We start from the raw sequence: 26,833 nt of genomic DNA, 5'->3' as shown, positions 1-26,833 counted from the left end.
TCAGTGCCCGCATTGCCGATGCTCTCACCATCCCATGGGATCAGGTGACGGAAGCGTCCGATGTGTTCGCCATACCCCCGGAGGGCGCGGACTGCCGGCCACATCAAGCCGTCAGCCACGCTAGCAAAGCGCCTGCGGCAGGGTCAACACCGCTCGCTTTTCCCGGCAAAACCAGAACAAAACAGAGACACTTCTGGCCTTTCCGCCCCGAATCACTACATTCGGGGCAAATGTCAGACTTTCCGGACGACATGCCCTTTTTCGACGAGCCCGGCGGGATGCCACCCCGGGCCGCCAGCACGCCTGCGCCCAGCGGTATCGCTGCGCGCGCCATGGCCGCGCGCCAGGCGCCGTCAGCGCCGGTTTACCTCAACGGCCTGAACCCCGAGCAGCGCCAGGCTGTCGAGACCACCGAAGGCCCGGTTCTGGTGCTCGCCGGCGCCGGCACCGGCAAGACGCGTGTGCTCACCACCCGCATCGCCCATATCCTCAGCCAGGGCCGCGCCTACCCCAGCCAGATCCTCGCCGTCACCTTTACCAACAAGGCCGCGCGCGAGATGAAGCAGCGCATCGGCCACCTTGTCGGCGAAGCGGTCGAGGGCATGCCGTGGCTCGGCACCTTCCATTCGATCGGCGTCAAGATGCTGCGTCGCCATGCCGAACTGGCAGGGCTGCGCTCCGACTTCACCATCCTCGACACCGACGACGTCATCCGCCTGATTAAGCAGTTGATCCAGGCCGAGGGCCTCGACGACAAGCGCTGGCCGGCGCGCCAGTTCGCCATGATGATCGACGGCTGGAAGAACAAGGGCCTCGGTCCAGCCGAGATCCCCGAGGGCGACGCCCGCTCCTTTGCCAACGGCAAGGGCCGCGAGCTCTACAAGGCCTATCAGGACCGGCTGCAGACGCTGAACGCCTGCGACTTCGGCGACCTGTTGTGTCATCCGATCCGCATCTTCCGCGCCTACCCTGACGTGCTCAAGGAATACCACAAGCGCTTCAAATACATTCTGGTCGACGAGTACCAGGACACCAACACCGCGCAATATATGTGGCTGCGGCTCCTGGCCCAGGAAACGGGTGGTCCGGGGCAGAAGAATGTCTGCTGCGTCGGCGACGACGACCAGTCGATCTATGGCTGGCGCGGCGCCGAGGTCGACAACATCCTGCGCTTCGACAAGGATTTCCCCGGTGCCGTCGTCATCCGGCTCGAGCGCAACTACCGCTCGACCGCGCACATACTGGGTGCCGCCGCCCACCTCATCGCCCACAATGAGGGCCGTTTCGGCAAGACGCTGTTCACCGATCGCAACGATCCCGAAGACGGCAAGGTCAATGTCCATGCCGCCTGGGATTCCGAGGAGGAAGCCCGCGCCGTCGGTGAGACCATCGAACAGCTGCAGCGCCAGAAACACAATCTCAACGACATGGCGATCCTGGTGCGCGCCTCGTTCCAGATGCGCGAGTTCGAAGACCGCTTCGTCACGCTTGGCCTCAACTACCGCGTCATCGGCGGCCCGCGCTTCTACGAGCGCCAGGAAATCCGCGACGCCATGGCCTATTTCCGCGTCGTCGCCCAAGGTGCCGACGATCTCGCCTTCGAGCGCATCGTCAACGTGCCCAAGCGCGGCCTCGGCGAAGCCGCCATCCGCCAGGTCCACGATACCGCGCGCGCCCTTGGCGTGCCGATGCTGCAGGCAGCCGCCCAGCTCGCCGAGAGCGACGAACTCAAGCCCAAGCCTCGCGCCGCCCTGCGCGAAGTCGCGGCCAATTTCGAGCGCTGGCAGAAGGCGCTCGACAACACCCCGCATACTGAGCTCGCCGAGATCATTCTCGAAGAGAGCGGCTATACCGATATGTGGAAGAACGACCGCTCAGCCGAAGCGCCGGGCCGACTTGAAAACCTCAAGGAGCTGATCCGCTCCATGGAGGAATATGAGTCGCTGCGTTCCTTCCTTGAACATGTCGCCCTTGTCATGGACGCCGAGCAGGACGAGCAGCTCGACGCCGTCTCGATCATGACGCTGCATTCGGCCAAGGGCCTCGAATTCGAGACCGTCTTCCTGCCCGGCTGGGAGGAAGGCCTGTTCCCGCACCAGCGTGCCCTCGACGAAGGCGGCCGCTCGGGTCTCGAGGAGGAACGCCGCCTCGCCTATGTCGGCCTGACCCGCGCCAAGAAGAACCTGCATCTGTGGTTCGTCTCCAACCGCCGCATCCATGGCTTGTGGCAGTCGACCATCCCCTCGCGCTTCCTCGACGAACTGCCCGAGGCGCATGTCGAAGTGGCCGATGCCGGCAATTCCTATGGCGGCTATGGCGGCGGCCGCCAGAACCCCTACGGTGCCTCGCGTTTCGACAGCGTCGGTGAAAAGTCCTTCTCCAACACCTACGCCACGCCCGGCTGGCAGCGTGCCCAGCAAAACCGCACCGAAGCCACCGACCGCAACTGGGGTTCCCGCTCCGGTCATTCGGTCGAACGCATAGGTTATGGCGAAACCGATTCCGGCTTCGGCGCCGGCCGCGGCTCGGTCAAGGGCCGCACAATCGACGGCGAACTGGTCGCCAAGTCGGTCGCGACGGAGCCCTCGCGCTTCGAGGTCGGCGACCGCGTCTTCCACCAGAAATTTGGCAACGGCAACATCGCCAACATCGATGGCAACAAGCTCACCATCGACTTCGACAAGGCCGGCCAGAAGAAGGTACTGGACGGGTTCGTGAACCCAGTGTGAGGGCATTTGACAGACCCGGCGCCAGAGCCAACGTCCCGCCACACGGCGCTTGACCGCTGGTTCGAACGCATGCTCGGTGATCATGGACCACAAGGTTTCGGATCCGGCTGGTTTTCCGGTCTGCTGGGGCTTTTGTTGTCCCTCGGAAGTTTCTGTGCGGTCCTGGTGTTCCGGTTTCCGGAATGGTTGACCACGTCCGAACTGCGCAGCTCCTATCCGGTCGAGTTCATGCGCGGGCTGCTCGTACTCGCCATCATTGCCGGTTTCTTCTTCTCCGCTCTGAACATCCTGCTCAGGCCGTCGAAGAAGCTGGGCCTTGCCGGTATCGGTTTTGCCACGCTGGCCATCATTCTGGGTGGCACCGGCGTCAATGTCGATTACGACGGCGACGCGCCGATTCATGTCGGCTTGGACTGGCTGGTCCTCAATGTCGTGTTGTTGTCACTCGTCTTCGTGCCGTTGGAGCGCCTGTTTCCGCTGCGTCCCAAGCATGGAACGTTCCGTGCCGGCTGGACGACCGACGGGCTCTATTTCATCGTCAGTCACGTGCTGGTCGAGCTTTTGACCTTCTTCACACTGTTACCTGCGACGATTGTCTCCCAAGCCTGGCAGGCCGATACCATGAGTGCCCAGGTCAAGAGCATGCCACTCATTGCGCAAGTCCTGCTGATCATGCTCGTTGCCGACCTGACGCAGTACTGGGTACATCGCAGCTTTCACCGTATAGGTTTCGCCTGGCCGTTTCATGCCATCCATCATTCCTCGCGCGCGATGGACTGGCTGGCGGGTTCCAGGCTGCATGTGGTCGATATCGTCGTCACACGGGCACTCATTCTGGTGCCCGTGTTCCTGTTCGGCTTTTCCGAAGCCGCCCTCTACATCTGGCTGGCCATCGTGGCAGCACAAGCCACCTTCAACCACGTCAACATGCGCATACGGCTCGGCTGGCTGGAACAGTTGCTGGTCACACCCCGTTTTCACCATTGGCACCATGCGGTCAGGCCGATCGACAAGAATTTCGCCGTGCATTTCCCCTGGATCGACAGGCTTTTTGGTACATTCTATCTGCCGGCCGATGCCTGGCCCGAAAATGTCGGCATCCATAACGACCCCATACCGGAAGAGTTCGGGCGCCAACTGCTCTGGCCATTTCACCGAAAGACGCGTTAATGCACCGCGCACCGCCGGCCCACGCCCTTTCCCACCGGACGCCGTGATCCAGGGCTTGGCAGGCAGTCGCCGGGTTTGACCCATTGGTATCGCTCCCGCAACAGGCGGCCGCAGCTGATTCACTTGCCAGGTCGACCTTCAACCCTCTGCACGAAATCTGCACGAAACTCCTGAATATCTCCTCGTTCCAGCCACCATACCCACCCGCTGCAACGGCATTGATGTCATATGCAAACGACATCGAGCCCCACGCACCGCACGCCCCGCCAGCTGCCCAAACGGCTGCTCACTGAAGCATGGTGGCTGGTTGATCCAGCGCCACCTCAGGCGATCACGCCCTTCCCTGGCACATATTGCAGCCCGGCAGGACTCCCCCGCAAGCTGGAGCGTAGGGCATGAACTTCCGCCATGCCCCATCCACCATCTCCGCCAAGGTTGGCGCCGCATTGCTGCTGACCCTTGCAGCCGATTTTCTGCTGTTCCGGCAGCCGCTGGACATTTCGCTTTTCATCTTCGCCGCACTGGCTGCTGGTGCAATGATCGCATTTCATTCTCGGGGACCCCGTCCCCGCCCGCTCGCGCTCAAAATTGTGCTCGCCGCGCTCGCTCTCGCCCCGCTCGCCGAAAATGTCAGCCCGCTTTCGGTGACGGTCGCGACCCTTTGCCTGGCGGCCTTCGCTCTGTCGGTCTCGGCCCGCCTGCGATCCGGCCCGGTAAACTGCCTCAAGCGCATCGCCGGCTTTATCCTCACAATCCCCGGCCGGCTGCCATTCGACATCGCGCGGCTACGGAAACTGGCCGGACGCCGCAAGATCTGGCGCCTTGACAGCCTTACCGCTTGGACGCTGGCTGTCGCTCTGGGCATGGTGTTCGTCGCGTTGTTCGGCATCGCCAATCCCGTCATCGGCTACTGGATGTCGCTGATCGACATCCGGGCCATATTCAACCTTCTTGACGTCTGGCGGATTGCCTTCTGGCTCGTCGTGGCTGGCAGCGTCTGGAGCTTCCTCAGGCCAAGATTACCGCGTTGGCTACCCAAATGGCGCCTCTTCACACCGCGGCCGATCGCCGAAGCACAGGTAAACTTGGAACCGCCCGCCAGACTGCACCAGTCGCTCTTCGGCAAGGCGGCGATCCTGCGCGCGCTTGTCGTGTTCAACCTTATCTTCGCGCTGCAGACCGTCCTCGACGGCGCTTATCTCTGGGGCGGCGTGGCATTGCCCGCTGGGCTCACCTATGCGGCCTATGCCCATCGCGGTGCCTACGCCCTCATCGTCACGGCACTCTTGGCGGCGATTTTCGTGCTGCTCGCACTGAGGCCGGGCAGCACGACCTCGGCCGATCGCCGCGTCCGCGCCCTGGTCTATCTCTGGTCGGCGCAGAACTTTGTCCTGGTCATCTCGTCCATCCTGCGGCTCGACCTCTACATCGACGCATATTCACTGACCTACTGGCGCGTTGCCGCCTTTGTCTGGATGGGACTGGTCGCTATCGGCATCGTCCTGATCATGTCCCGCATCGCTCTCGACAAGTCGAACGAATGGCTTTTCGGTGCCAACATGCTGACGCTTTCTGCAGTTCTCTACGTCAGTTGCTTCATCAACTTCGCCGCAATCATCGCCCACTACAATGTCAGCCACAGCCGCGCGATGGATGGAGGATCGGAATTGGACTGGTATTATCTGCGCTCGCTTGGACCCCAGGCCATCCCGGCAATCGACGTGGTGCTGAACCACATGGGTGATACCGGCGCGGTCGCGCGCACAAGCCTCGTCTCGCGCCACTATGAGGCGGATCGGTTTCGCGAGCAGTTGCAGAACTGGCGTGCCTGGAGTTTTCGGAACTTCCGGCTGGCAGCGTATCTCGACCAGCCTTCGCCTTTGCCTTCCGGCACAGAGCCGCAGTGACGACGATGCCGCGCCATATCCTCGTCGTCGACGACGACCCTCATATACGCGACGTGATCTGCTTTGCCCTCGACAAGGCCGGCATGGAGACCGAGCCGGTCGGCGACGGTATGGCAGCGCTGGCGCGCATAGAGCGCCGCATGCCCGACCTGGTCGTGCTCGATGTCGGCATGCCCGAGATGGACGGGCTGGAACTGTGCCGCAGGCTTCGGCGAACCTCCGACGTGCCCGTGTTGTTCCTGTCTGCCCGCGACGAGGAAATCGACCGCATCCTCGGGCTTGAGATGGGCGGCGACGACTATGTCACCAAGCCGTTCAGCCCGCGAGAGCTGGTGGCGCGCGTCAACGTCATCCTTCGCCGTGCACGGCCGGCTCCGGCGGAACTCGTCTCGGCAAGCCTCAGTCACGGCCTGATTGTGCTCGATCCTTTGCGGCGCGCGGTGAATTACGATGACCGAGACATCGACCTCACCGCGACCGAATTTACCATCGTCAAGGCGCTGATGACGAAACCGATGCATGTCCTCAACCGCAGTCAGCTGATCGATGCCAGCCATGCCGCCAACATCCACGTCTCGGAGCGAACGGTCGACAGCCACATCCGCAACATCCGCGCGAAGTTCGCAACAGTGGGTTGCTCCAACGCGATCGAGACCGTCCATGGCATGGGCTTCCGCCTCGGGCGGTGCGGCGCGTGACTGAAAAATGGCGCCCGCCCCTCGGCCTCGTCGTGCTGGCCATCCTTGCCACCGTCATGACGCTGCCGCTATTGGGGCTGTTCAGCTTCCAACTCTATCAGCAGCGCTTCGAACCGGCCACCGAGCCCGCCGTTCTATCGCATGGCGCGGTCGCCGCAGCGGCCCTTGTAACAGGCGTCACGCTGCTGATCGGCTTCGTCTTCATCCGCACCATCTCCCGTCCCATGCACGATCTGATGGAAAGAACCGCGCGCATCGCCGAGGGGCAAACGGACGCCCTCCAGCCACTTGCCCATCACGGCACGCGCGAGATGGCGGAGTTGTCCAAAGCCTTCCTCGACATGGCGCGCAAGCTGCAGATCCGCAACGAAACGATTCGCACCTTTGCCACCCACGTCTCGCATGAGCTGAAATCGCCGCTGACCGCGATCCAGGGCGCCGCCGAATTGCTGCGCGACGCCAGCGACGACATGGATCCGGCCACAAGAACGCGCTTCCTCGACAACATCGTCGCCGACACCGACAGGCTGAACCGCCTGGTTCGCCGCCTGATCGAACTGGCGCGCGCCGACAAGGCAGCGCTGCCAGGCCAGAGCACGTCGCTCACTGAGATTCTCGGCTATCTCGCTCCTGTCGAAGGTGTCGACCTGTCGATCTTGTCTGGCGCTGACATCCGCTTTGCCATGTCGGCTGAAAATGGCGCGGCCATCCTGTCCAATCTCGTCGACAACGCGCTGCGCCATGGCGCCGGCCGTTTCGTGCTGGAGGCCAGCAGCTTTGACGACACTGTGACCATAGCTGCCACCGACGATGGCTGCGGCATCTCGCCCAACAACCGCGCCCGCATCTTCGAGCCGTTCTTCACCACACGGCGTGAAACCGGCGGTACCGGCCTTGGCCTCGGCATCGTCTCGGCCTTGCTCAACGCCCATGACGGAACGATCCGGCTTGCCGGCACCGACAAGGGCACCCGCTTCGAGATCAGGCTGCCGGTGGCATAGGACTGCCACGATCAGCCTCTTGCCGGCAATCACGTCGGCGAGAGCCACCGCCGCGGCCGCCACTTACCGGTTGCCGCCCCGCATGCGCAGGAATAACATCAGGTTTGCGCTAATTGTGGATCGCAGGGAGGCGAAGACGATGCGCAGATATATCGATTGCCGTGAATTCCCGAGCGAAATGAAGTGCACCGTGGCGATCGCAGCCGACAACGAGGACGAACTGGTCAACGCTGCCGTCCAGCATGCTGTCGCCGTCCATGGCGAGCATGACACACCGGATTTCCGCGCGGAGGTCAGGAAAGCCATCCATATAGGCTCGCCGCCGGCCTGATTTGATGCTCGTGACATATTGCCGGTGCTGATGCAGGGCTCAGCAACGCATCGCGAGTGGTGATGCCCTGTCCTACTGCCGGCGCACAGGCTCGCCGCTGCGCATTGCCTTCAGCCGTTCGGCGGCCGACGCCGCCAGCTCGGCGTAGCGTTCCTCCAGAGCCTCGGCGGCAACCAGCACCTCCGGCTCGAAGTCATTGGCCTCGAGCACTTGCCTCAGCTTTTCGACAAATTCGGCCTGCTGTTCGAGCGCGGCAAACAGCTTCTTGACCTGGTCGCGGCTGATGTCGGGATTGGCGAGCGTCGCCGGAACCTCGCGCGCCATCTCGGCGCCGGTCTCGGCCTGCTCTCTGAGGATATCCAGCCAGTCAGTCACGCCACGCCATACCCTACCCGCCACAATCTTGTTCCGGACCGCGGCAATCGTCAACCGCCCGGGAGCAGCGGAGGACAGTACTTTCACGCCTGCAGCAGGAATTGCGCGCGGTGGTTTTTGTTCCCAAATCCCAAGCGCCTGCATGAAGACGCTGCAGCATAGGCAGCGCCAGGCATGCGAGGCGCAGGGACTTCTTCGTCTGCGAGGAGACGCAGCACTCACCCCTTCGCTTTCGCTCGGACATCATGCCGTTTGGCCGCTTGCTCGCATTTCTTGCGGATTTCCTCGACCTCGGTTTCGGTCAGATGCTCGATGCCGATGAAATGGTTGTGGCCGGTGCCGACCCGGATCAGCTCGTCGAGCTTGGCCTGGATCGCAGCACCGTCGCGGTTCTGGGTGTTCTGGATCAGGAACACCATCAGGAAGGTGATGATGGTCGTGCCGGTGTTGATCACCAGCTGCCAGGTGTCGGAAAAGCCGAACACCGGACCTGATACCGCCCAGGCCAACACGACAATGCAGCAGCCGAGAAAGGTCAGCGGCAGGCCGGCGGCATAGGCTACCTTGTTGGCGATCTTGGTGAAAACCTTCTCGAACATGGCCACATCCCTTCGGTGCGAAGGAAACAACCGGGCCCCGCTTCGGGTTCCGCAGCCGGCGCTTAGGCCTGCCTCGCTTCCCAGCGGTCGAGAAAGGCCTCGATCGGCAGGCTCTGCATGTCGGGGATCGCCTCGAACAGTCTTTCGCGCGGCCAATCCCACCAGGCCAGCGCCTCGATGCGGGCGATAACCTCGACGGGGAACCGCATCTTCAGCCTCTTTGCGGGCACGCCGGCAAAAACCTCAAACGGCGCGACGTCGCGCGTCACCACGGAATTCGCCCCGACCACCGCTCCATTGCCAATGCTCACACCGGGCATGATCACCGCACCATGTCCGACCCACACATCGTGTCCGATAATCACGGGCTTAGCCCTGCGACGCTCGCGGAAATCGTTGTCGACGCCGAGATAGCGGAAATACTCGTTCGGCCGGTAGCTCAGCTTGTGCGTGGTCAGCCGCTCCATCGGATGCTCTAGCGCGTTGATGCGCGTATTTGCGGCGATCGAGCAGAACTTGCCGATCGTGGTGTAGATCGCCTCGGCGTGGCGCTCGAAATAGGAGTAGTCGCCGACCACCACCTCGCGCAACACGACGCGCTCGCCGACGATCACATGGCGGCCAAGCCGGCAGCCTTTCAGCTCCGACGTCGGGTGGATTCGCGGTTCGTCATCCTTGAAGCGAAGGTCTGCTTGATCGTCCATGACGCGGATGTACGCCCGCGCCACACTGCCCGCAAGCTATTGCGGCTTGCCCTTGGCCCAGACGACGTTCTGGCCATAGAGCGGCACCGTGGTCATCGACATCTTGGCCGAGCCGTCCTGCACTTGGCGCGAATGGGCGAGATAGATTAGTGTCTCGTTTTTCTGGTCGTAGATGCGGTTCACCACCTGCTCCTTCCAGATCAGGCTGATGCCCTGTTTGAAGACCTCCTCGCCCTCCTGGCCGAGGTCGATCTCGCCAATGGTGATCGGTCCGGTCTGCTGGCACGAGATTGCGGTGTCCGACGGGTTCTCGAACCAGTTGCCTTTCTGCAGCCGGTCGATCACGCCGCGGTCGAAATAGGAGACGTGGCAGGTGACGCCCTCGACCTTGGGGTCCTTGATCGCCTCGACGATGATGTCGTTGCCGAGCCAGTCGACGCCGACCTCGCCCACCTGCTGGGCCATGGCGGGCAATGCTGCGCCGAGCGCAAGGGTGGTCGCAAGGACGGAAAGGGCAAGCCGCATGAAAGCCTCCTGAATTGGCTGAAGTCGTCCACACTTGGGTCGCCCGCGCCCGCCTTGCAAGCCAGAGACGCTGCATCCTGCTCGCGAAAAGGTGTTTTGTGGACGAATGAGAGCGTCAACATGTCCCTTTTGGCAAATCACGCGCCGCGCTATGTAGGGTTGATGAAACAGGCCTTGCCCATATCGCTTTCGGCGACCGCGTGGATCGCGCTCGGCATGATGGCGTTTGCGGCAGCTTCGGGCCTCGCCTTCGCCTCCTGGCTGGACAAGGACGCCGGCATCTTCATGTCGCTGGTCGAGGCCGGCATGTCCTGGTGCTTCTGAACCGGTCATCAATAACACCATGGAATCACAATCGATGATGCGCACGATCCTTGCCGGCATTCTGATCCTGATGGCCGCCGGCGTCGGCTGGCTGACCTTCGACTGGTACAGCAGCAAGACCAGCGCCCAGGCTTTCGGTGCGCCCTTCGTGCTTGTCGATCAGAAGGGCGCCGAGATCACCGAAGCGGCGTTCCGCGGCCAGCCAAGTGCTGTCTTCTTCGGCTTCACCCATTGCCCCGAGGTCTGCCCGACCACGCTGTTCGAGCTCGACGGCCTGCTCAAGCAGATGGGCGACGAAGGCAAGAACCTCCGCGCCTATTTCGTCTCGGTCGATCCCGAGCGCGACACGCCCGAGGTGATGAACAGCTACGTCAGCAACGTCTCCGACCGCATCACCGGCATCACCGGCTCGCCCGACAAGATCGCCGCCATGGCCAAGGCCTTCGGTATCTATTCCAAGAAGGTGCCGACCGAAGGCGGCGACTACACCATGGATCACACGGCGTCGGTGCTGTTGCTCGACAGCAAGGGTGATTTCTTCGGCACGATCGCCTATGAGGAGAACCCAGAGACCGCACTTGCCAAGCTCAAGCGGCTTGCCAAGGAAGGCTGACCCTCCTCTCCCGGACCCGACATGACCCAGACACGGCTGCACTTTACCACCGGCCGCGAAGCCGCCAACCGCATCTTCGCTGCCCTCGAAACCGCCTTCGAGGAAGATGGCTGGCCGATCGCCGTGATCGAGGTCGACGAGGACCGCGATATCCACGAGGTCTCGCTCTACACGGATGGCGATGTCGAGGACGTTGCCCGCCGCATGGCCGAGGTGGTTGCAGAAGCAGGCCACAAGGGCCCGCTGGGCCGTGAGGTGCTACCCGACGTCGACTGGGTGGCGAAGTCGCTCGAAGGCCTGAAGCCGGTGCAGGCAGGACGCTTCATCGTTCATGGCAGCCATGACCGCGAGGACGTGCGCCCCGGACAGATCGCCATCGAGATCGAGGCCGGCCTCGCTTTCGGCACCGGCCATCACGGCACCACGGCAGGCTGCCTCGCGATGATCGAAAAGGTGATGGCCGCGGAAAAACCGGCCAAGGCGCTCGACCTTGGTACCGGCAGCGCCGTGCTGGCGATCGCAGTCGCCAAGCTGGCGCCGATCCCGGTACTGGCAACCGACATCGACCCGGTCGCAACCGACGTTGCCGCCGCGAATGTCCGCCTCAATGGTGCTGCCGACCACGTCGAGACGGTCACCGCCGCAGGCTTCGACGACCCGATCTTCGCCGCGCGCGGCCCTTTCGACCTGATCGTCGCCAACATCCTGGCGCAGCCGCTGATGCTGCTGGCGCCCGAAATGGCCACGAACCTTGCGGTCGACGGCTCCCTCGTGCTGTCGGGTATCCTCGACCGTCAGCACGACGCCGTGGTCGAAGCCTATGTCGCGGCAGGCTTCCGCCACATCGAGACCTTCCACAGGGAAGGCTGGGTGACAATCCACCTCAAGAACTGAGCCCGCTGGACAAGCCGGCGGCGTTGCCAGCAACGGCCGGCGCGGATAGGTTCGCCCGACATCCAGCTTTCGGGAAACCACCATGTTCCAGTCCTTTGATTCAGCCGGCGATCCCACCGTCGGCAAGCCGCGCGTGGCGTTGCTCCGGCAATGGCTCAAGGAAAATGGGCTCGACGGCTTCGTCGTGCCCCGCGCCGATGAGCACCAGGGCGAGTATGTCCCGCCACGTTCGAATCGCCTGCGGTGGCTGACCGGCTTCAGCGGCTCGGCCGGCGTTGCGATCGTGCTCGCCCGCAGCGCCTACATCTTCGTCGACGGGCGCTACACGCTGCAGGTGCGCGACGAGGTCGATCTCGATATCTTCACCGTCGAAAGCCTGATCGACAACCCGCCATCGGTGTGGATCAAGGAAAGCCTGCCCAAGGGCGCAAGGCTTGGCATCGACCCGTGGCTGCACACCATGGGCGAGGTCAAGGCGCTGACAACGGCAACCGAAAAGGTCGGCGCCGTGCTTGTCCCCCTCGCCCGCAACCCCATCGACGCGATCTGGGAAGATCAGCCCGACGCACCGTTGGCCCCAGTCGAGATCCATCCGGAGGCCTTTGCCGGCGAACTGGCCAAGGACAAGTTGAAACGGCTCGCCGCAGCGATCGAGAACGACGGCGCCACCCATGTGATCCTGACCGACCCGTCGTCGCTCGCCTGGGCGTTCAACATCCGTGGTGGCGACGTACCCCACACGCCGCTTGCCCTTGGCTTCGCCATCCTCTCCGCCGACGGCAGCCATGCCGTGTTCATGGACAAGCGCAAACTTGGCCGCACCGAGGAGGCCTATCTCACCCAGCTTGCCGACATCAAGGCACCGAGCAAGCTCGATGACGCGGTCGCGGCCCTTGCCAAATCTGGTGCGAAGATCGCGCTCGACCCGGTGCTTGCCGCCGACAGGCTGCGCGCCCTGATCGAGGACAATGGCGGCACGGTGGTGCAAGCGCCCGACCCGGCCCGCCTGCCCCGCGCCACCAAGAATGCCCAGGAGATCGCCGGTTCGCGCGCTGCCCACCGCCGTGACGGCGCTGCTGTCGCCAAGCTTTTGTGCTGGCTCGACCGGCAGAATCCCGGCAGCCTCGACGAGATCGCCGTCGTGACCAAGCTGGAGGAATGCCGCCGCCAGACCGGTGAGGAAACGCAGATGCCGCTCCGCGACGTCTCGTTCGACACCATCTCGGGTGCCGGCGCCAATGGCGCGATCATGCATTACCGCGTCTCGAAAGCGACGAGCCGGGTGCTGGCCGAGGGTGAACTGTTCCTGCTCGATTCGGGCGCGCAATATCAGGACGGCACCACCGACATCACTCGCACTATGCCGGTCGGCAAGCCGAGTGAGGAGATGCGCGAGCGTTTTACCCTGGTGCTCAAGGGCATGATCGCGATCTCGCTGGCGCGGTTTCCCGCAGGCACGCGTGGCGCCGACATCGACGCGCTCGCCCGCATCGCACTGTGGAAGAACGGCCTCGACTACGCCCACGGCACCGGCCACGGCGTCGGGTCCTATCTCGCTGTTCATGAAGGCCCGCAGCGCATCGCCAAGACCGGCATGGAAAAGCTGCTCGCCGGCATGATCCTGTCCAACGAGCCCGGCTACTACAAGGAAGGCCATTACGGCATCAGGCTGGAAAATCTGATCCTGGTGACGCCAACCGCCGAGCTGCCCGGCGGCGACATCGCCATGCACGGCTTCGAGACGTTGACGCTGGCGCCTTTCGACCAGCGCCTGCTGCGCGCCGACCTGCTGACCCGCGAAGAGCTGGATTGGCTCAATGCCTACCATGCCCGCGTGCTGGCCGAGATCGGACCGATGCTCGACGGCGAAACGCTGGCGTGGCTGGAAAAGGCGACGGCGCAGATCGCCTGATCAGCGTGTAATGAAAACGACCGGCCGCTTCATGCGGCCGGTTTTCGTTCAGCCGATGAAATGCCGCATGGCAATCAACACGGCAGCGCCTGTCAGAAACATCGTCATCAGGCCACCACGCAGTCCAATAACGGCTGCCACGGCAAGCGCTGCCAGCTCAGCCGGACCGGCCGAGAGTGCCGCGGGTGCCACGAGCGTCGTCAGAACCGCAGCCGGCACCGCGTTCAGGCCCGCCTCGACGCGCGGATGGATGCGCTCGAAACGCGAAATGACGAGATGGCCGCCGATACGGGTCAGATAGGTGGCGACAGCGCCGGCAATGATGATCCAAAGCGTCGTGCTCATGACACCACCTCCGCCGTTTCTTCGCTCGTCAGGCTCTCGTCGGACCTGACCGGCATCGCCGCCGCAAACAGCACGCCGGCCAGCGCCCCAATGGAAACATGCCAGGGTGAGCCTACGGTCTTGTAGGCGATCATCGAGGCAACGGCGCTGGCAACGACGATCGGCAGCCAGCGCGGGCGCTTGCGGAAGCTCATCACCAAACCGAGAAAATAGATCGGCAGCAGGAAGTCGAGCCCGATGGCATGGGGGTTGGGAATCAGCCGCCCGAACAGCGCGCCGAGCGCGCTTTCGGCGACCCAGAAGACATAGATCGGCAGCGCCATGCCCATGTACCAGGCAAAGGTCACCTGCTCGCCATTCTCGCCCTTGCGCTCGGCCTCGGCATATTGCGGATCGACCAGGAAGAAATAGCCGATGGCCTGCTTCAGGAACGGCCAATGATCGATGTGCTTGCCAACGGCAGCCGAATAGAGAACGTGGCGGAAGTTGACGGCGAAGATCGATAGCACCACCAGCCACGGCGCGACATGCTGGCCGAACAACTCGATGCCGACCAGCTGGCTGGCGCCGCCATAGATCGAGGCGCTCATCAGTGTCGCCTCGACGACGGAGAAGCCGTTGTCGACGGCCAACGCCCCGAACAGGATGGCAAAGGGCGCCGACGCGACCACCACCGGCACGCTCAATCGCATGCCCTGCAAGAATTCACCGCGACGATCAGACATTAGGCCTCCGTGGCGCATCGGCCCCAGATCGAATTTTGAGCGTTGGAATGCACGATACAGGCCGAACGAGTTCGGCCAAGGCTCCATAGCTTGCGCGGGGTCTGAATAAGTCAGCCGGCTTGGCGTGTCACATCAATTCGGTTGAGCCAACGATCAGCGCTTCTTGGCCTTCGGCGGCCGCTTCACCGAGCACGGCACATTACCGCCGGCATGAAGCCGGCCCATCGTCATATCGAGCTTGATCGGCAGGTCGCGCAGCGCCGAGACGTTCAGCTTGCGCGCGGCTGCCAGCGCCACCTCGCCGCAGGCATGCGCATCCTCTGCAGCATTATGGTGCCTGAAGGAGAAATCGATATGGCGCGACACCTCGTTGAGCCGGTGCGAGGTCAGCTCCTGCCACACCTTCTTCGCCATCTTGAGCGTGCAGATGTAGTCGATGTCAGGACTGACAGTGCCATACAGCTGATAGCTCGCCCTGAGCACACTCATGTCGAAGGACGCGTTGTGGGCGATCACAAGCGTGTCTGAGAGATCGTCCTCGAACTCCTCCATCACCTCGGGAAACTCGGCTGCGTCCTCGACATGTTCGGGCCGTATGCCGTGAACGGCAATGTTGAAGCGCGAGAACCGCATGTCCCGGGGGCGGATCAGTCGCTCCTCGATACGGATGACCGCGCCGTCCTCGATCCAGGCAAGGCCAATGGAGCACGGGCTGCTCCGCTGCTCATTGGCAGTTTCGAAGTCGATGGCAAGTGCTCGCATGACGTCTGTCAGCCCGCCTGCCCGACGCGTTCGAACCACTGGTCCTCTGTGATCACCTCGACACCCAGATCGGTCGCCGCCTTGAGCTTCGAGCCAGCGCCTGGGCCCGCCACAACGAGGTCGGTCTTCTTGGACACCGAGCCCGCCACCTTGGCGCCAAGCTTCTCGGCCATCGCCTTGGCCTCGTCGCGCGACATCTTTTCGAGCGAGCCGGTGAACACCACCGTCTTGCCCGAAACGGGTGACGACACGTCGCCGATACGCTCCTCGTCAAGCGGCGTCACTTCGGCAAGCAGCGCATCGAGCACCTGCCTGTTGTGCTCCTCTGCGAAGAACTCGACCACCGCCTCGGCGACGATGGCGCCGATGCCGTTGACGCCGGTCAGCTCCTGCCAGGCGGCATTGCCCTTGTCACCCTTGCCCTCAGGCATCACGGCAGCAACACCAGCGGCGCGGAAGGTCTCGAAATTGATGTAGTGGCGCGCCAGGCGCTTGGCATTGGTTTCGCCGATGTGGCGGATGCCGAGCGCAAACAGGAAGCGCGAGAACTCGACCTGGCGGCGGTCGTCGATGGCCGCAAACAGCTTGCGAGTCGATGTCGCGCCGAAGCCATCGATGTTCTCGAGCTTGGTGAGCGATCCTTCTTGTCGCCGCTTCAGCGTGAAGATGTCCGCCGGCGAGCCGACATGCAATGCCGGGTCCTGCGACTGGAAGAAGAACTCGATCTGCTTCTCGCCCAGGCCCTCGATGTCAAAGGCATTGCGCGAGACGAAATGGCGAAGGCGCTCCACAGCCTGTGCCGGACAGATCAGGCCACCGGTGCAGCGGCGCACCACCTCACCCTCCTCGCGGACAGCATGGCTGCCACAGGCCGGGCAGCGCGTCGGGAACAGATAGGGCTGCGCTCCTGCCGGGCGCTTCTCCAGGACGACGTCGAGGATCTGCGGAATGACGTCACCTGCCCGCTGTACGATGACGGTGTCGCCGACGCGGATGTCATGATCCTCGTCGCGAATGGCCGCGCCGCTGTTGCCGAGGCCCTTGATGTAGTCCTCATTGTGCAGCGTGGCGTTGGTGACCACCACGCCGCCCACCGTCACCGGCTGCAGCCGCGCCACCGGCGTCAGCGAGCCGGTGCGGCCGACCTGGATGTCGATGCCGAGCAGTGTCGTCGTCGCCTTTTCAGCCGGGAACTTGTGCGCGATGGCCCAGCGCGGCGAACGCGAGACGAAGCCGAGCCGCTGCTGCAGGTCGAGCCGATCGACCTTGTAGACGACGCCGTCGATGTCGTAGCCGAGCCCGGCGCGATTGGCCTCGATCATCCGGTACTGCGACAGCAGGCCGTCGACGCTGTCGAACACCTTCATCAGCGGATTGGTCTTGAAGCCGTAGGTCTTAAAAGCCTCGACCATGCCCATCTGGGTGTCGGCCGGCATGTCGCTGACCTCGCCCCAGGCATAGGCGAAAAAGCGCAGCGGACGGCTGGCAGTGATCGACGTGTCGAGCTGGCGCAGCGAACCGGCGGCCGCATTGCGCGGATTGGCGAAAATCTGCTTGCCAGCTTCAGCATTGCGCCGGTTGAGTTCGGCAAAGTCGGCGTGGCTCATATAGACCTCGCCGCGCACTTCCAGCACCTCGGCAAAGTCGCCCTTCAGCACGTTCGGAATGTCGGCAATGGTACGGGCGTTCGCCGTGACGTTTTCGCCGACCTGGCCGTCGCCGCGCGTCGCCGCCGTCACCAGCCGGCCGTTCTCGTAGCGGATCGACAGCGACAGGCCGTCGATCTTGGGCTCGGCGGTGATTACCACCGGCTCGTCGGCGGACAGCCTGAGGAAGCGCCTGATGCGGCCAACGAACTCGCTGACGTCCTCGTCGGCAAAGGCGTTGTCCAGCGACAGCATCGGCACGACATGGGTGACCTTGCCGAATTTCTCGGAGACGGCGGCGCCCACCCACTTGGACGGCGAGTCCTCACGCACCAGTTGCGGAAAACGCTGCTCGATGGCGAGGTTGCGGCGGCGCAGCGCATCGTAATCCGCGTCCGAAATCGTCGGCGCGTCCTCGGCATGATAGCGCAGGTCGTGGCCGGCAATTTCTTCGGCCAGCCGCGCAAGCTCCGCCGCGGCTTCAGTCTCGCTCAGCGAATCGACTGGCTTGTCGGACATGGTACGGCTCCGGCTGAAAACGCGGCCACCATAGATCAGGACGCTGTCGAGCGGGAGCCGCCCGGACCGAATTCCACGTCAAATCAGCAGCATCGCGAAGGCTCCTGACATGGGAGCCGCAATCGCGTGGTCAGGAAAGGACAGCCGTGTTCTCGCGCAGCAGGCGCTCGGCGGCGGCGCGCGCTTCCTCGGTGATCGAGGCGCCAGACAGCATGCGCGCGATTTCCTCCTGGCGCGCGGTACGGTCCATCTCGTGGATACCGGTCGCCACCTTGTCGGTGTTGCCCTTCTTGGAGATCAGGAAATGCGTCGCCGCGCGGGCCGCGACCTGCGGCGCATGCGTCACCGACAGCACCTGCACCCGGCGGGACAGCCGTGCCAGCCGCTGGCCGATGGCGTCGGCAACCGCGCCACCCACGCCGGTATCGATCTCGTCGAACACCAGTGTGGGTGCCGAACCACGGTCGGCAAGCGCCACCTTCAACGCGAGGAGAAAACGCGACAGCTCGCCACCCGAGGCGACCTTCATCATCGGGCCCGGTCGGGTGCCGGGATTGGTGCGCACCCAGAACTCGACCTGATCGATACCTTCCTGCATGCGATTGTCGGCTTCGCTCGACATCTCGACGATGAATTCGGCGCGTTCGAGCTTGAGCTCGGGCAGCTCTGCCATGACGGTCTTGCGCAGGCTCTCGGCCACAGTCTTGCGGAGCTCCGACAGACTGGCAGCGATGCGATCATAGGCATCGCGGCTGGTCCTCGCCTGCGTTTCCAGCACCTGCAGCCGCTCCTCGCCGGCATCGAGGTCGGCGAGGTCGGCAACCATCGTGTCGCGCAGCCTGGCTAGGTCGTCGACGGCAACATTGTGCTTGCGTGCAGCCGCGCGCAGGGCAAACAGCCGCTCCTCAGCCTTTTCCAGCCGCTGCGGGTCATATTCGGTGGCGCGAAGGGCGGCATCGACGCCGGATTGCGCCGCATCAAGCGAGATCATCGCCTCGTCGAGCGATTTCACCACCTCATCGAGCAGGCCCGGCACCTCGGCCGCCTTGCGCTGCAGGCGGCGCAACAGGCTGGCAAGCTGCGGCAGCGGCGACGACGAGCCCGACAGCACGTCCTGTGCATCCTGGATTTCGGAGGCGATCTTTTCGACGCGCATCATCGCGGCACGCAGCTCGGCGAGTTCGCTCTCCTCCCCCGGCTGGGGATCGAGCTTGGTGAGTTCGGTCACCGAGGCACGCAGATATTCAGCCTCGCGCGCGGCGGCATCGACGCGGGCGCGATGGCGTGACAGCTCCTGCTCGGCACCGCGCCACAACTTCCACGCGTCGGCGGTGGCCTTGGCTTCGCCGACATGACCGCCAAACGAATCGAGCACATCGCGATGCGCCCCGGCGTCGACAAGCGCGCGATCGTCGTGCTGGCCGTGGATTTCGACAAGCGCGCGGCCGATGTCGCGCATCAGCGTGACGCTGGACGGCTGGTCGTTGACGAAGACGCGCGTGCGCCCATCGGCGGTCTGGACGCGTTTCAGGATGATGTCGCCATCGTCGTCGATGGCATTGTCGGCAAGCAGCGTACGCGCCGGATGGTTGCGCGGCACGTCGAAGACCGCACTCACCTGCCCTTGCGTGGCACCGTGGCGGACAAGCGATGCATCGCCGCGCGCGCCGAGCGCGAGCGACAATGCGTCGAGAAGGATGGATTTGCCCGCGCCGGTCTCACCGGTCAGCACCGACAGGCCAGGCGTGAAATCGATGTCCAGCCGTTCGATCAGGACAATATCGCGGATCGACAGGCGCGAGAGCATCTATTTCTTGTCAGGCGCCGGAGAACATCTTCCCGGCCTTGGAAATCCAGGAACCGGCATTCTCGCGGGGCTCTAGGCCATTGGTCTGCAGCAGCTTGTACGAATCCTTGTACCACTGGCTGTCAGGATAATTCTGGCCAAGCACGGCGGCAGCTGTCTGGGCTTCCGAGGTCAGGCCCATCGCGTAGTAGGTCTCGACCAGGCGGGCGAGCGCTTCTTCGATGTGGCGGGTGTTCGAATAGTTCTCGACCACGTTGCGGAATCGCTTTGCCGAGGCGATAAATTCGCGGCGCTCAAGATAATAACGGCCGATCTGCATTTCCTTGCCGGCGAGTTGGTCGCGGGCGAAGCGGATCTTGGCGTTTGCATCGTCGACATATTCCGATGCGGGCCAGCGCTGAACCACCTCGGTCATCGCCTCGATGGTGCGGCGAGCTTCCTTTTGATCCTGCGTCACGTCGCGAATCTGGCGGAAGTAGCTGAGGCCGATGATGTACTGTGCGTAAGCCGCGTCGTCGGTCGAGGGATAAAGCGCGAGATAGCGCTTGGCCGAGTTGATGGCCTCTTCATAGGAGCCCTGGCGATAGCTGGCGAATGCGCCCATCACCATCGACTTGCGGGCGAACTCCGAATAGGGGTGCTGACGGTCGACGGCTTCGAACTTGCGGCTGGCCTCCTTGAGGCGGCCGGCGTTGAGGTTGGCAAGGCCCTGATTGTAGAGCACATCGGCCGGCTCGGTCTGCTCGACATAGGTCGCGAGATCGACATCGGCTTCGCCGGACATGCAGCCGGACAGTGCAAGCGTCGGAGCGATGAGCGAAAGCGCCACAACCAGAGGCTTCACGCGCAATTTCGATCGATCGGCTCGTATCAATGACATCACAGAGTTCCGCCCCTTTGGCGCTGTTTCGCTTTTAGGCAATGGCCATAGATCACAACTGGCTTTGCCGGGCAACGCTATCAGCCGCCAATCGCGCAATTTTGTGGCACGCAATGACGCATGCCATTTCGCCGGCCAAGTGGTGCAACAAGGTCACACCACCTCTAGGCGATTGCCGGCCGTCAGAGGGTCCAGGGCGCGTGGACTGCGGCACTGACAGCGATAAGTTCGGCCGAGCGGCCGCGCTCGCGGCGCGACGTCTCGACGACTTCGAAAGCCGACCTGTCAGAAAGCAGGCGGCGCAGCGCAGCGGCGTTCAGCCGGTGGCCACCGCGATAGGAACGGAAGCAGCCGATGAAGCGCGCGCCGGCGAGTGCCAGGTCGCCCATCGCGTCAAGCGTCTTGTGGCGCACGAACTCGTTGGAGAAGCGCAGGCCTTCCATGTTGATGATGTGGTTGTCGTCGCCGATGACCACTGAATTCTCGAGCGACGAACCAAGCGCATAGCCGGCTGCCCACAGGCGCTCGACGTCCTTCATGAAACCAAAGGTGCGGGCGCGCGAGATCTCGCGGCGGAATATGTCGTCGTTGATATCGGAAGCAAAGGACTGGCGCCCGATCGCTGGGCTCTCGAAATCGATCTCGACCTCGAATCGCGTGCCGCCATAGGGACGGAACTCGGCCCAGGAGGCGCCGCTTTCGATTCGTACCGGCTTGAGAACGCGGATGTAGCGGCGCTTGACGCACTGCACTTCGATGCCGGCCAGGTCGATGGCCTCGACGAACTGCGCGGCACTGCCGTCCATGATCGGGATTTCAGCGCCTTCGACTTCGATCAGCAGATTATCGATACCGAGGCCGAACAGAGCGGCCATCAGGTGTTCGATCGTGGCAACGTGCTGGCCGGCGGGATCGCCGAGCAAGGTGCAAAGATCGGTCGCACCCACTTCTGACACAATTGCGCGAAATTCTCGGTCAGCAACCTGAAACACCACGCCCGTATCCGCGTCTGCCGGCGCGAAATGGATGGCTACCGGCTTGCCGCTGTGAACGCCAACGCCCGACAGGGTGACACGCGATTTGAGTGTTGTCTGATAGTCCTGCAAGTCGATCCCCATATGCCCGTACTCACCACGTCCGCTTCGCCACACCACGGCGCACGGCTCTTATGCTCGCCAGACGGGACCTCATCCCCACAATACCCGTCAGCGACCTTAATCGGCGCGAAGATAGTCTTCCGGGTGAGAGACTCCAAATCACGGTTTCTTACTCTGTGTAACTGCGGGGACGCTTCGACTCGCCCCGCCAAGCTCATGTTTTAACTTATCTTTTCAGAGCAAAAGGCGGGCGTCGAGACGCCCGCCTTTCAAACAGTGTTACCGGCCGTTCACAGATCAGTTGGCTTGCCGGCGAAGGAACGCTGGAATCTCCAGCTGATCGTCCTCCTGAGTCCGTGCCTGCGGTGCCAGGCGGCCATGTTCGTCGAGCTGTCCGCGGCGCGGCGCGTACATCTGCGATTCCTGGCTGGTCATGCGGCGCTGCTCGGGCGCCGGCTGGCGCAGCTTGGGCTCGCGCGGCTGCGCGGGCTGCAGGCGTGCCGGTTCTTCCTCACGGCGGGTCAGGCCGCTGGTCAGGCGCTTGAGCAGGCCCATCGGACCACGATCCTCATGCTGCTCGGCCGGCTGAGCCTTGGCTTCGACCTCGGCCTTGACCATCGGCGGAAAGTCCTCGACGCGCGGCATGCGCGGCTGAACCTGGGCCGGCTGCATCATCTCGCGCTGCGGTGCCATCTGCGGCTGGGCAACCGGCTGCGGTGCGGGCTGCTGGAACTGCTGCGGCTGATACTGCTGGACCTGCGGCTGGGCCGGCGGAGCGGCAAACAGCTTGCTCTGCGGACGGAAGTCGTCAGCCGGAGCGGCTGGCCGCGGCTGCGCCATCGCGGCGGCATTGGCTTCGGCAAGGCGGATGGCCTCGGCAACCGGATCGTTGGTGCGCACTTCCATGCGCGGCTGTTCGACAGGAGCAGCCTGCACGACAGGACGCGGTGCCTCGACCTGACGCTGTGCCGGCTTCGGCGCCTGACGGATGGTCAGCGGTGCAGCAGCCATGTCGGCAGCCGACTTGTCGATGCCGGTGGCGACGACCGACACGCGGATGACGCCTTCGAGGTCTTCGTCGAAAGTGGCGCCCAGGATGATGTTGGCGTCCTGATCCACTTCCTCACGGATTCGGGTGGCAGCTTCGTCGACTTCGAACAGGGTCAGGTCGCGGCCGCCGGTGATCGAGATGAGCAGGCCCTTGGCGCCCTTCATCGAGGTTTCGTCGAGCAGCGGGTTGGCGATTGCTGCTTCGGCGGCGGCCATCGCACGGCCCTCGCCCGAAGCTTCGCCGGTGCCCATCATCGCCTTGCCCATTTCGCGCATCACCGAACGGACGTCGGCGAAGTCGAGGTTGATCAGGCCTTCCTTGACCATCAGGTCGGTGATGCAGGCAACGCCCGAATACAGCACCTGATCGGCCATGGCGAAGGCGTCCGCGAAGGTCGTCTTGTCATTGGCCAGACGGAACAGGTTCTGGTTCGGGATGACGATCAGCGTGTCGACGCACTTCTGCAGCTCTTCGATGCCGTAATCGGCCGTCTTCATGCGGCGCTGGCCTTCGAAGTGGAACGGCTTGGTGACGACGCCGACGGTCAGGATACCCTTTTCGCGAGCGGCGCGGGCGACGACCGGAGCAGCACCGGTGCCGGTGCCGCCGCCCATGCCGGCGGTGACGAAGCACATATGCGTGTTCGACAGGTGGTCGATGATCTCGTCGATGCACTCTTCAGCGGCGGCGCGACCGACTTCCGGCTGCGAACCCGCGCCCAGGCCCTCGGTGACATGCGCGCCGAGCTGGATGAGACGCTCGGCCTTCGACATGGTGAGTGCCTGCGCATCGGTGTTGGCCACGACGAACTCGACGCCGCGCAGGCCAGCGGTGATCATGTTGTTGACAGCGTTGCCGCCGCCACCGCCGACACCGAACACGGTGATGCGGGGCTTGAGCTCGGTGATGTCCGGCTTCTGCAGATTGATCGTCATAGTCCTCGTCCTTTTTGCCTTTCGAACCGCTTCGCCGTGCGGCCGGTAATGGGGCTGCCCCCGTCAATTCCTAAAAACTGTCTCTCAACCACTGACTCATGCGATGCAGTTTTCCGCCAGTTCCCGTTGCCCTGTAACGGGAAATCCCTTTCGCAGACTGGCTCTCGATGCCGGCCATCTGCGGGTAGATGAGAAGCCCGACGGCGGTCGCGAAAGCCGGCCCCTTGGCCGCCTCCGGCAGACCTGCCACGCCGAGTGGGCGGCCGATGCGCACATTGCGGCCGAGAATGCGTCGCGCTGCCTCGGGCAGGCCGACGAGCTGACTGGCACCGCCGGTGAGGACGACGCGCTTGCCGACGGCATTGCCGTAACCCGACTTGTTGAGCCGGTCGCGCAGCAGTTCCAGCGTCTCATCAATGCGGGCGCGGATGATGCGCGTCATGACAGAACGCGGGATCTGCAGCGGAACTTCGCTGTCGTCGACGCCGATCGGCTGGATGCTGATCATGTCGCGGTCGTCGGTGGTGCCGGGCAGCGCCGATCCATGCATGACCTTGAGCCGCTCGGCATCGTCGAGACGCGTCGACAGGCCCTTGGCCATATCCATGGTGACGTGATTACCGCCGACAGGAATGGCGTCGGCATGGACGAAGCGCCCTTCCGCAAAGACCGAAAGCGTGGTCGTGCCACCGCCCATGTCGATGCAGGCAGCACCCATTTCGAGTTCGTCGTCGACGAGTGCCGCAAGGCCACTGGCGTAAGGCGTAGCCACCATATGCTCAACCGACAGGTGCGAGCGGTTGATGCAGAGCTCGAGATTGCGCATCGGCGCCGAATCGCCGGTCAGCACATGCATGTCGACGCCAAGCGTGTCGCCGACCATGCGGCGCGGATCGCGCACGCCGCGCTCGGCGTCGAGCGAGAAGGCGACAGGCAGCGAGTGGATGACGTCGCGCTCTGCCTTCAGCGCCTGCTTGGCACCGGCGGCGAGCACGCGCTGGACGTCGGTTTCATCGACCTCATGGCCGCCGAGATTGATGGTTGCCGAAAACGCCTCGCTCTTGATGCGGCCGGCGGACAGATTGACGATCAGTGAGTCGGCGGTAAGGCCTGCCATGCGCTCGGCGGCGTCGACGGCGAGACGGATGGCATGTTCGGCGCGGTCGAGATCGACGACCACGCCCGACTTCACGCCCTGCGACTTCTGGTGGCCGATGCCGATGACCTGGGCCTGGTGGGTACGTCCCTTGAGCAGCTGACTGCCTTCGGCCGGCTTCAGCTTGGCGACCACGCAACAGACCTTGTTCGAACCGACATCGAGCACCGTAAGGATGCCCGAGCGACGCGAAACCGGATCCTTTTGACCGCCCAGCCAGCTCATATTCTCTTCTCCGCCTTCGCCTTGAGGGCTTTCGGCTTGTTTTTCAGCAGATCGGCGCGCCGCTTGACAGCTTCCGGCGTCAACTGCACGACCAGCCGGTCACTGAAACGCATGTCGACGGCCGCGATGTCACGGGTCAGCAGCGCGTTCTCGCGGTCGAGATCGGCAAGATCGGCAAGCGCTGCATCGACCTGATTCTCGGGCAGCTTGACGGTGATGCCGTTGTCGAGACGCAGATCCCAGCGCCGTTCGCCGACGCGAATGTAGCCTTTTACCCGCGAACCAAGCGCGGGGAACGCCTGAACCCTGGCGACGAAGTCGGCGGCACGGTCGGCGGCACCAAAGCCGACGACCAGCGGCAGCGTGGCCTGGCGCCCGCCAGCATAAGGAGCGATGATCTTGCCGTCCTTCTCGACGACGCTGAGCTGGTTTCCGTGCTGCCAGATCGCAAAAGCGTCGCGCTCGTCGATTCGAACCTCGATCGTATCGGGATAGACCTTGCGAACAGCGGCATCGCGCACCCAGGGCAAGCTGACGATACGCTCGCGCGCCTCTTCCGGATTGAAGCCGACGAGCGAAGTCCAGCCATCGAGCTCGAGCTTGTCGAGAATGTCGATTTCGGAGGTTTCGCGATTGCCCGAGACCTTGATCTGGTCGACGGCAAAGCCGCTGCGAGCGGTCACACCCTGGACCATCGCCGGGATGTGACCACCGAGATAGGCGCCATAAAGCGAGCTTGCGGCAAGGAACGCAGCCGTCAGCATCGACGCAGCATAGGGCGGAGGAGTGAACTCCCCACGCCCGAAGCGCGACAGCATGCGAACCGGCTTGCGCAGCAGCCGCGGCAGCACGAAATGCTCCGCGGACAAGGGCAGCCCGAAGACGCGCGGCGCCGAGCCACCCATCCTTCTGTTCTGTCCCGACCTCAACGCAAACACGAAGCGTCCTCCACCATCCAACTCAACAACTCACCAAACGAATGCCCGGCTTGGGCGGCTATCTCAGGCACCAGCGATGTCGGCGTCATGCCGGGTTGAGTGTTGACCTCCAGCCAGACGACCTCTCCATTTTCGGAATGGCGGTCGTCGTACCGGAAGTCAGACCGGGAGACACCCCGGCACCCGATCGCTTGGTGAGCCTTGAGCGCCAGTGTTTGTATTTTTTGGTAAATATTCGGTGAAACTTTCGCGGGGCATTCGTGCTTTGATCCGCCGGCGACATATTTTGAATCATAATCGTAGAAGGCGTGACCGGTCGGAACGATCTCGCAGACGCCAAGCGCAACATCACCCATAACGGCACAGGTCAACTCACGACCATGGACGTAACGCTCGACCATCACCGTGTCGCCGTAGCGCCACTCGGATGAGGAGATGACCTGCGGCGGATGCGACTGGTCTTCCTTGACGATGACGACACCGAAGCTCGACCCTTCGGACACCGGCTTGACCACGTAAGGCGGCTTCATCGGGTGTTGGTTGCCGATGGCAAAACGGTCGAGAACCCTGGATTCGGCAATCGGAATGCCGGCAGCTTTGGCCACCTTCTTCGACTGCTCCTTGTTCATCGCCAGTGCCGAGGCCAGCACGCCGGAATGGGTGTAGGGAATGCCGAGATATTCGAGGATGCCCTGGATGGTGCCGTCTTCACCGAAGGGGCCATGCAGGGCGTTGAATGCGACATCCGGCTTGAGCGCCGAAAGCACTGCGCCGACATCGCGATCGACGTCCACTCGCGTGACCTGATAACCGACCTGCTCGAGCGCTTCGGCACAGGCATTGCCAGACGACAGGGACACAGGCCGCTCGGACGAAAACCCGCCCATCAGGACAGCGACGTGCTTTGACTTCATCCCTGAGATCCCCTCTCGACTCGGACACAACGCCTTGTTTCCAAAGATCAA

The 26,833-nt window shown here is 63.4% G+C and carries 25 protein-coding genes; 10 read left to right on the top strand and 15 right to left on the bottom strand.

Annotation, left to right across the window (positions count from 1 at the left end; genetic code table 11):
• Positions 1-230 precede the first annotated feature (230 nt).
• From N7E70_RS13325 to N7E70_RS13300, 6 genes are all read left to right on the top strand, one after another.
• Entirely contained in the window at positions 231-2,729 is a 2,499-nt protein-coding gene (locus N7E70_RS13325; protein WP_263006633.1) for an ATP-dependent helicase, read from the top strand.
• A gap of 186 nt (positions 2,730-2,915) precedes the next feature.
• On the top strand, positions 2,916-3,899 hold the full coding sequence (locus N7E70_RS13320; RefSeq protein WP_263006632.1) for a sterol desaturase family protein: 984 nt from the start codon (positions 2,916-2,918) through the stop codon (positions 3,897-3,899).
• A 395-nt stretch (positions 3,900-4,294) separates the two neighbouring features.
• Positions 4,295-5,806: a DUF4153 domain-containing protein gene (locus N7E70_RS13315; RefSeq protein ID WP_263006631.1), complete on the top strand. Its 1,512-nt coding sequence runs from the start codon at positions 4,295-4,297 to the stop codon at positions 5,804-5,806.
• Between the two features lie 5 nt (positions 5,807-5,811).
• Positions 5,812-6,504, top strand: a complete 693-nt coding sequence (locus tag N7E70_RS13310; protein ID WP_182575660.1) for a response regulator transcription factor — start codon at positions 5,812-5,814, stop codon at positions 6,502-6,504.
• Entirely contained in the window at positions 6,501-7,505 is a 1,005-nt protein-coding gene (locus tag N7E70_RS13305; RefSeq protein WP_263006630.1) for a HAMP domain-containing sensor histidine kinase, read from the top strand. Before N7E70_RS13310 ends, N7E70_RS13305 begins: the two co-directional genes overlap by 4 nt.
• Before the next feature lie 139 nt (positions 7,506-7,644).
• Positions 7,645-7,836 (top strand): DUF1059 domain-containing protein, encoded by a 192-nt coding sequence (locus N7E70_RS13300; RefSeq protein ID WP_154386673.1) that lies wholly within the window; start codon positions 7,645-7,647, stop codon positions 7,834-7,836.
• 72 nt (positions 7,837-7,908) lie between these two features.
• On the opposite strand, the gene N7E70_RS13295 is transcribed toward N7E70_RS13300, so the two are convergent.
• The 4 genes from N7E70_RS13295 to N7E70_RS13280 form a co-directional block, all read right to left on the bottom strand.
• Positions 7,909-8,211, bottom strand: coding sequence for a hypothetical protein (locus N7E70_RS13295; protein ID WP_182575655.1), 303 nt, complete (start codon positions 8,209-8,211; stop codon positions 7,909-7,911).
• Between the two features lie 218 nt (positions 8,212-8,429).
• A complete protein-coding gene (locus N7E70_RS13290) occupies positions 8,430-8,810 on the bottom strand; it encodes a low affinity iron permease family protein (protein ID WP_263006629.1) in 381 nt (126 codons plus the stop codon).
• Between the two features lie 62 nt (positions 8,811-8,872).
• The gene (locus N7E70_RS13285; protein WP_154386675.1) at positions 8,873-9,514 is read right to left on the bottom strand and encodes a DapH/DapD/GlmU-related protein; all 642 of its coding nucleotides are present in this window, start codon (positions 9,512-9,514) and stop codon (positions 8,873-8,875) included.
• Between the two features lie 36 nt (positions 9,515-9,550).
• On the bottom strand, positions 9,551-10,039 hold the full coding sequence (locus N7E70_RS13280) for a CreA family protein (protein WP_182575652.1): 489 nt from the start codon (positions 10,037-10,039) through the stop codon (positions 9,551-9,553).
• Positions 10,040-10,159: 120 nt separating this feature from the next.
• Between N7E70_RS13280 and N7E70_RS13275 the strand changes: the two genes are divergently transcribed.
• From N7E70_RS13275 to N7E70_RS13260, 4 genes are all read left to right on the top strand, one after another.
• On the top strand, positions 10,160-10,363 hold the full coding sequence (locus N7E70_RS13275; protein WP_154386677.1) for a hypothetical protein: 204 nt from the start codon (positions 10,160-10,162) through the stop codon (positions 10,361-10,363).
• Between the two features lie 34 nt (positions 10,364-10,397).
• Positions 10,398-10,976 (top strand): SCO family protein, encoded by a 579-nt coding sequence (locus N7E70_RS13270; protein ID WP_154386678.1) that lies wholly within the window; start codon positions 10,398-10,400, stop codon positions 10,974-10,976.
• Positions 10,977-10,997: 21 nt separating this feature from the next.
• Positions 10,998-11,870 carry a 50S ribosomal protein L11 methyltransferase gene (locus tag N7E70_RS13265; protein WP_182575651.1) on the top strand — a complete coding sequence of 291 codons (873 nt, stop codon included), beginning with the start codon at positions 10,998-11,000 and terminating at the stop codon, positions 11,868-11,870.
• Positions 11,871-11,952: 82 nt separating this feature from the next.
• Positions 11,953-13,782: an aminopeptidase P family protein gene (locus N7E70_RS13260; protein ID WP_182575650.1), complete on the top strand. Its 1,830-nt coding sequence runs from the start codon at positions 11,953-11,955 to the stop codon at positions 13,780-13,782.
• 48 nt (positions 13,783-13,830) lie between these two features.
• Here N7E70_RS13260 and N7E70_RS13255 read toward each other — a convergent pair whose 3' ends face one another.
• The 11 genes from N7E70_RS13255 to N7E70_RS13205 form a co-directional block, all read right to left on the bottom strand.
• Positions 13,831-14,127 carry an AzlD family protein gene (locus N7E70_RS13255; protein ID WP_263006628.1) on the bottom strand — a complete coding sequence of 99 codons (297 nt, stop codon included), beginning with the start codon at positions 14,125-14,127 and terminating at the stop codon, positions 13,831-13,833.
• Positions 14,124-14,852, bottom strand: a complete 729-nt coding sequence (locus N7E70_RS13250; protein ID WP_246340994.1) for an AzlC family ABC transporter permease — start codon at positions 14,850-14,852, stop codon at positions 14,124-14,126. The genes N7E70_RS13255 and N7E70_RS13250 overlap by 4 nt, the downstream gene beginning before the upstream one ends.
• Positions 14,853-15,005: 153 nt before the next feature.
• Positions 15,006-15,614 carry a 3'-5' exonuclease gene (locus tag N7E70_RS13245; RefSeq protein WP_154386708.1) on the bottom strand — a complete coding sequence of 203 codons (609 nt, stop codon included), beginning with the start codon at positions 15,612-15,614 and terminating at the stop codon, positions 15,006-15,008.
• Between the two features lie 8 nt (positions 15,615-15,622).
• Complete coding sequence (gene ligA, locus N7E70_RS13240; protein WP_263006627.1) at positions 15,623-17,779, bottom strand: NAD-dependent DNA ligase LigA; 2,157 nt, start codon at positions 17,777-17,779, stop codon at positions 15,623-15,625.
• A gap of 130 nt (positions 17,780-17,909) precedes the next feature.
• Positions 17,910-19,586 carry a DNA repair protein RecN gene (gene recN / locus N7E70_RS13235; RefSeq protein WP_192315557.1) on the bottom strand — a complete coding sequence of 559 codons (1,677 nt, stop codon included), beginning with the start codon at positions 19,584-19,586 and terminating at the stop codon, positions 17,910-17,912.
• 10 nt (positions 19,587-19,596) lie between these two features.
• On the bottom strand, positions 19,597-20,466 hold the full coding sequence (locus N7E70_RS13230) for an outer membrane protein assembly factor BamD (protein ID WP_067960420.1): 870 nt from the start codon (positions 20,464-20,466) through the stop codon (positions 19,597-19,599).
• Positions 20,467-20,648: 182 nt separating this feature from the next.
• Positions 20,649-21,584, bottom strand: coding sequence for a UDP-3-O-acyl-N-acetylglucosamine deacetylase (gene lpxC, locus N7E70_RS13225; RefSeq protein ID WP_182575649.1), 936 nt, complete (start codon positions 21,582-21,584; stop codon positions 20,649-20,651).
• Between the two features lie 276 nt (positions 21,585-21,860).
• Positions 21,861-23,549, bottom strand: coding sequence for a cell division protein FtsZ (ftsZ, locus tag N7E70_RS13220; protein WP_067960410.1), 1,689 nt, complete (start codon positions 23,547-23,549; stop codon positions 21,861-21,863).
• 70 nt (positions 23,550-23,619) lie between these two features.
• Positions 23,620-24,930, bottom strand: a complete 1,311-nt coding sequence (ftsA, locus tag N7E70_RS13215; protein WP_067960407.1) for a cell division protein FtsA — start codon at positions 24,928-24,930, stop codon at positions 23,620-23,622.
• Complete coding sequence (locus N7E70_RS13210; RefSeq protein ID WP_269441460.1) at positions 24,927-25,868, bottom strand: cell division protein FtsQ/DivIB; 942 nt, start codon at positions 25,866-25,868, stop codon at positions 24,927-24,929. Before N7E70_RS13210 ends, ftsA begins: the two co-directional genes overlap by 4 nt.
• Entirely contained in the window at positions 25,856-26,782 is a 927-nt protein-coding gene (locus tag N7E70_RS13205) for a D-alanine--D-alanine ligase (protein WP_263006625.1), read from the bottom strand. The genes N7E70_RS13210 and N7E70_RS13205 overlap by 13 nt, the downstream gene beginning before the upstream one ends.
• Positions 26,783-26,833: the final 51 nt, after the last annotated feature.

The organism is Aminobacter sp. NyZ550 (assembly GCF_025628925.2).
Lineage (GTDB): Bacteria > Pseudomonadota > Alphaproteobacteria > Rhizobiales > Rhizobiaceae > Aminobacter > Aminobacter ciceronei.
Note: the sequence above shows the minus strand (reverse complement) of the source record. Positions and strands in the feature narration are given on the sequence as shown.

What these genes read in the sequence shown, in the direction of transcription:
- N7E70_RS13310 (WP_182575660.1), top strand. Translation starts at nt 5,812, where the DNA reads ATGCCGCGCCATATCCTCGTCGTCGACGACGACCCTCATATACGCGAC.
- N7E70_RS13260 (WP_182575650.1), top strand. Translation starts at nt 11,953, where the DNA reads ATGTTCCAGTCCTTTGATTCAGCCGGCGATCCCACCGTCGGCAAGCCG.
- ligA (WP_263006627.1), bottom strand. Translation starts at nt 17,779, where the DNA reads ATGTCCGACAAGCCAGTCGATTCGCTGAGCGAGACTGAAGCCGCGGCG.
- N7E70_RS13270 (WP_154386678.1), top strand. Translation starts at nt 10,398, where the DNA reads ATGATGCGCACGATCCTTGCCGGCATTCTGATCCTGATGGCCGCCGGC.
- N7E70_RS13275 (WP_154386677.1), top strand. Translation starts at nt 10,160, where the DNA reads ATGTCCCTTTTGGCAAATCACGCGCCGCGCTATGTAGGGTTGATGAAA.
- lpxC (WP_182575649.1), bottom strand. Translation starts at nt 21,584, where the DNA reads ATGGGGATCGACTTGCAGGACTATCAGACAACACTCAAATCGCGTGTC.
- N7E70_RS13205 (WP_263006625.1), bottom strand. Translation starts at nt 26,782, where the DNA reads ATGAAGTCAAAGCACGTCGCTGTCCTGATGGGCGGGTTTTCGTCCGAG.
- N7E70_RS13280 (WP_182575652.1), bottom strand. Translation starts at nt 10,039, where the DNA reads ATGCGGCTTGCCCTTTCCGTCCTTGCGACCACCCTTGCGCTCGGCGCA.
- ftsA (WP_067960407.1), bottom strand. Translation starts at nt 24,930, where the DNA reads ATGAGCTGGCTGGGCGGTCAAAAGGATCCGGTTTCGCGTCGCTCGGGC.
- N7E70_RS13315 (WP_263006631.1), top strand. Translation starts at nt 4,295, where the DNA reads ATGAACTTCCGCCATGCCCCATCCACCATCTCCGCCAAGGTTGGCGCC.
- N7E70_RS13255 (WP_263006628.1), bottom strand. Translation starts at nt 14,127, where the DNA reads ATGAGCACGACGCTTTGGATCATCATTGCCGGCGCTGTCGCCACCTAT.
- N7E70_RS13290 (WP_263006629.1), bottom strand. Translation starts at nt 8,810, where the DNA reads ATGTTCGAGAAGGTTTTCACCAAGATCGCCAACAAGGTAGCCTATGCC.
- ftsZ (WP_067960410.1), bottom strand. Translation starts at nt 23,549, where the DNA reads ATGACGATCAATCTGCAGAAGCCGGACATCACCGAGCTCAAGCCCCGC.
- N7E70_RS13245 (WP_154386708.1), bottom strand. Translation starts at nt 15,614, where the DNA reads ATGCGAGCACTTGCCATCGACTTCGAAACTGCCAATGAGCAGCGGAGC.
- N7E70_RS13265 (WP_182575651.1), top strand. Translation starts at nt 10,998, where the DNA reads ATGACCCAGACACGGCTGCACTTTACCACCGGCCGCGAAGCCGCCAAC.
- N7E70_RS13230 (WP_067960420.1), bottom strand. Translation starts at nt 20,466, where the DNA reads ATGTCATTGATACGAGCCGATCGATCGAAATTGCGCGTGAAGCCTCTG.
- N7E70_RS13325 (WP_263006633.1), top strand. Translation starts at nt 231, where the DNA reads ATGTCAGACTTTCCGGACGACATGCCCTTTTTCGACGAGCCCGGCGGG.
- recN (WP_192315557.1), bottom strand. Translation starts at nt 19,586, where the DNA reads ATGCTCTCGCGCCTGTCGATCCGCGATATTGTCCTGATCGAACGGCTG.
- N7E70_RS13285 (WP_154386675.1), bottom strand. Translation starts at nt 9,514, where the DNA reads ATGGACGATCAAGCAGACCTTCGCTTCAAGGATGACGAACCGCGAATC.
- N7E70_RS13300 (WP_154386673.1), top strand. Translation starts at nt 7,645, where the DNA reads ATGCGCAGATATATCGATTGCCGTGAATTCCCGAGCGAAATGAAGTGC.
- N7E70_RS13250 (WP_246340994.1), bottom strand. Translation starts at nt 14,852, where the DNA reads ATGTCTGATCGTCGCGGTGAATTCTTGCAGGGCATGCGATTGAGCGTG.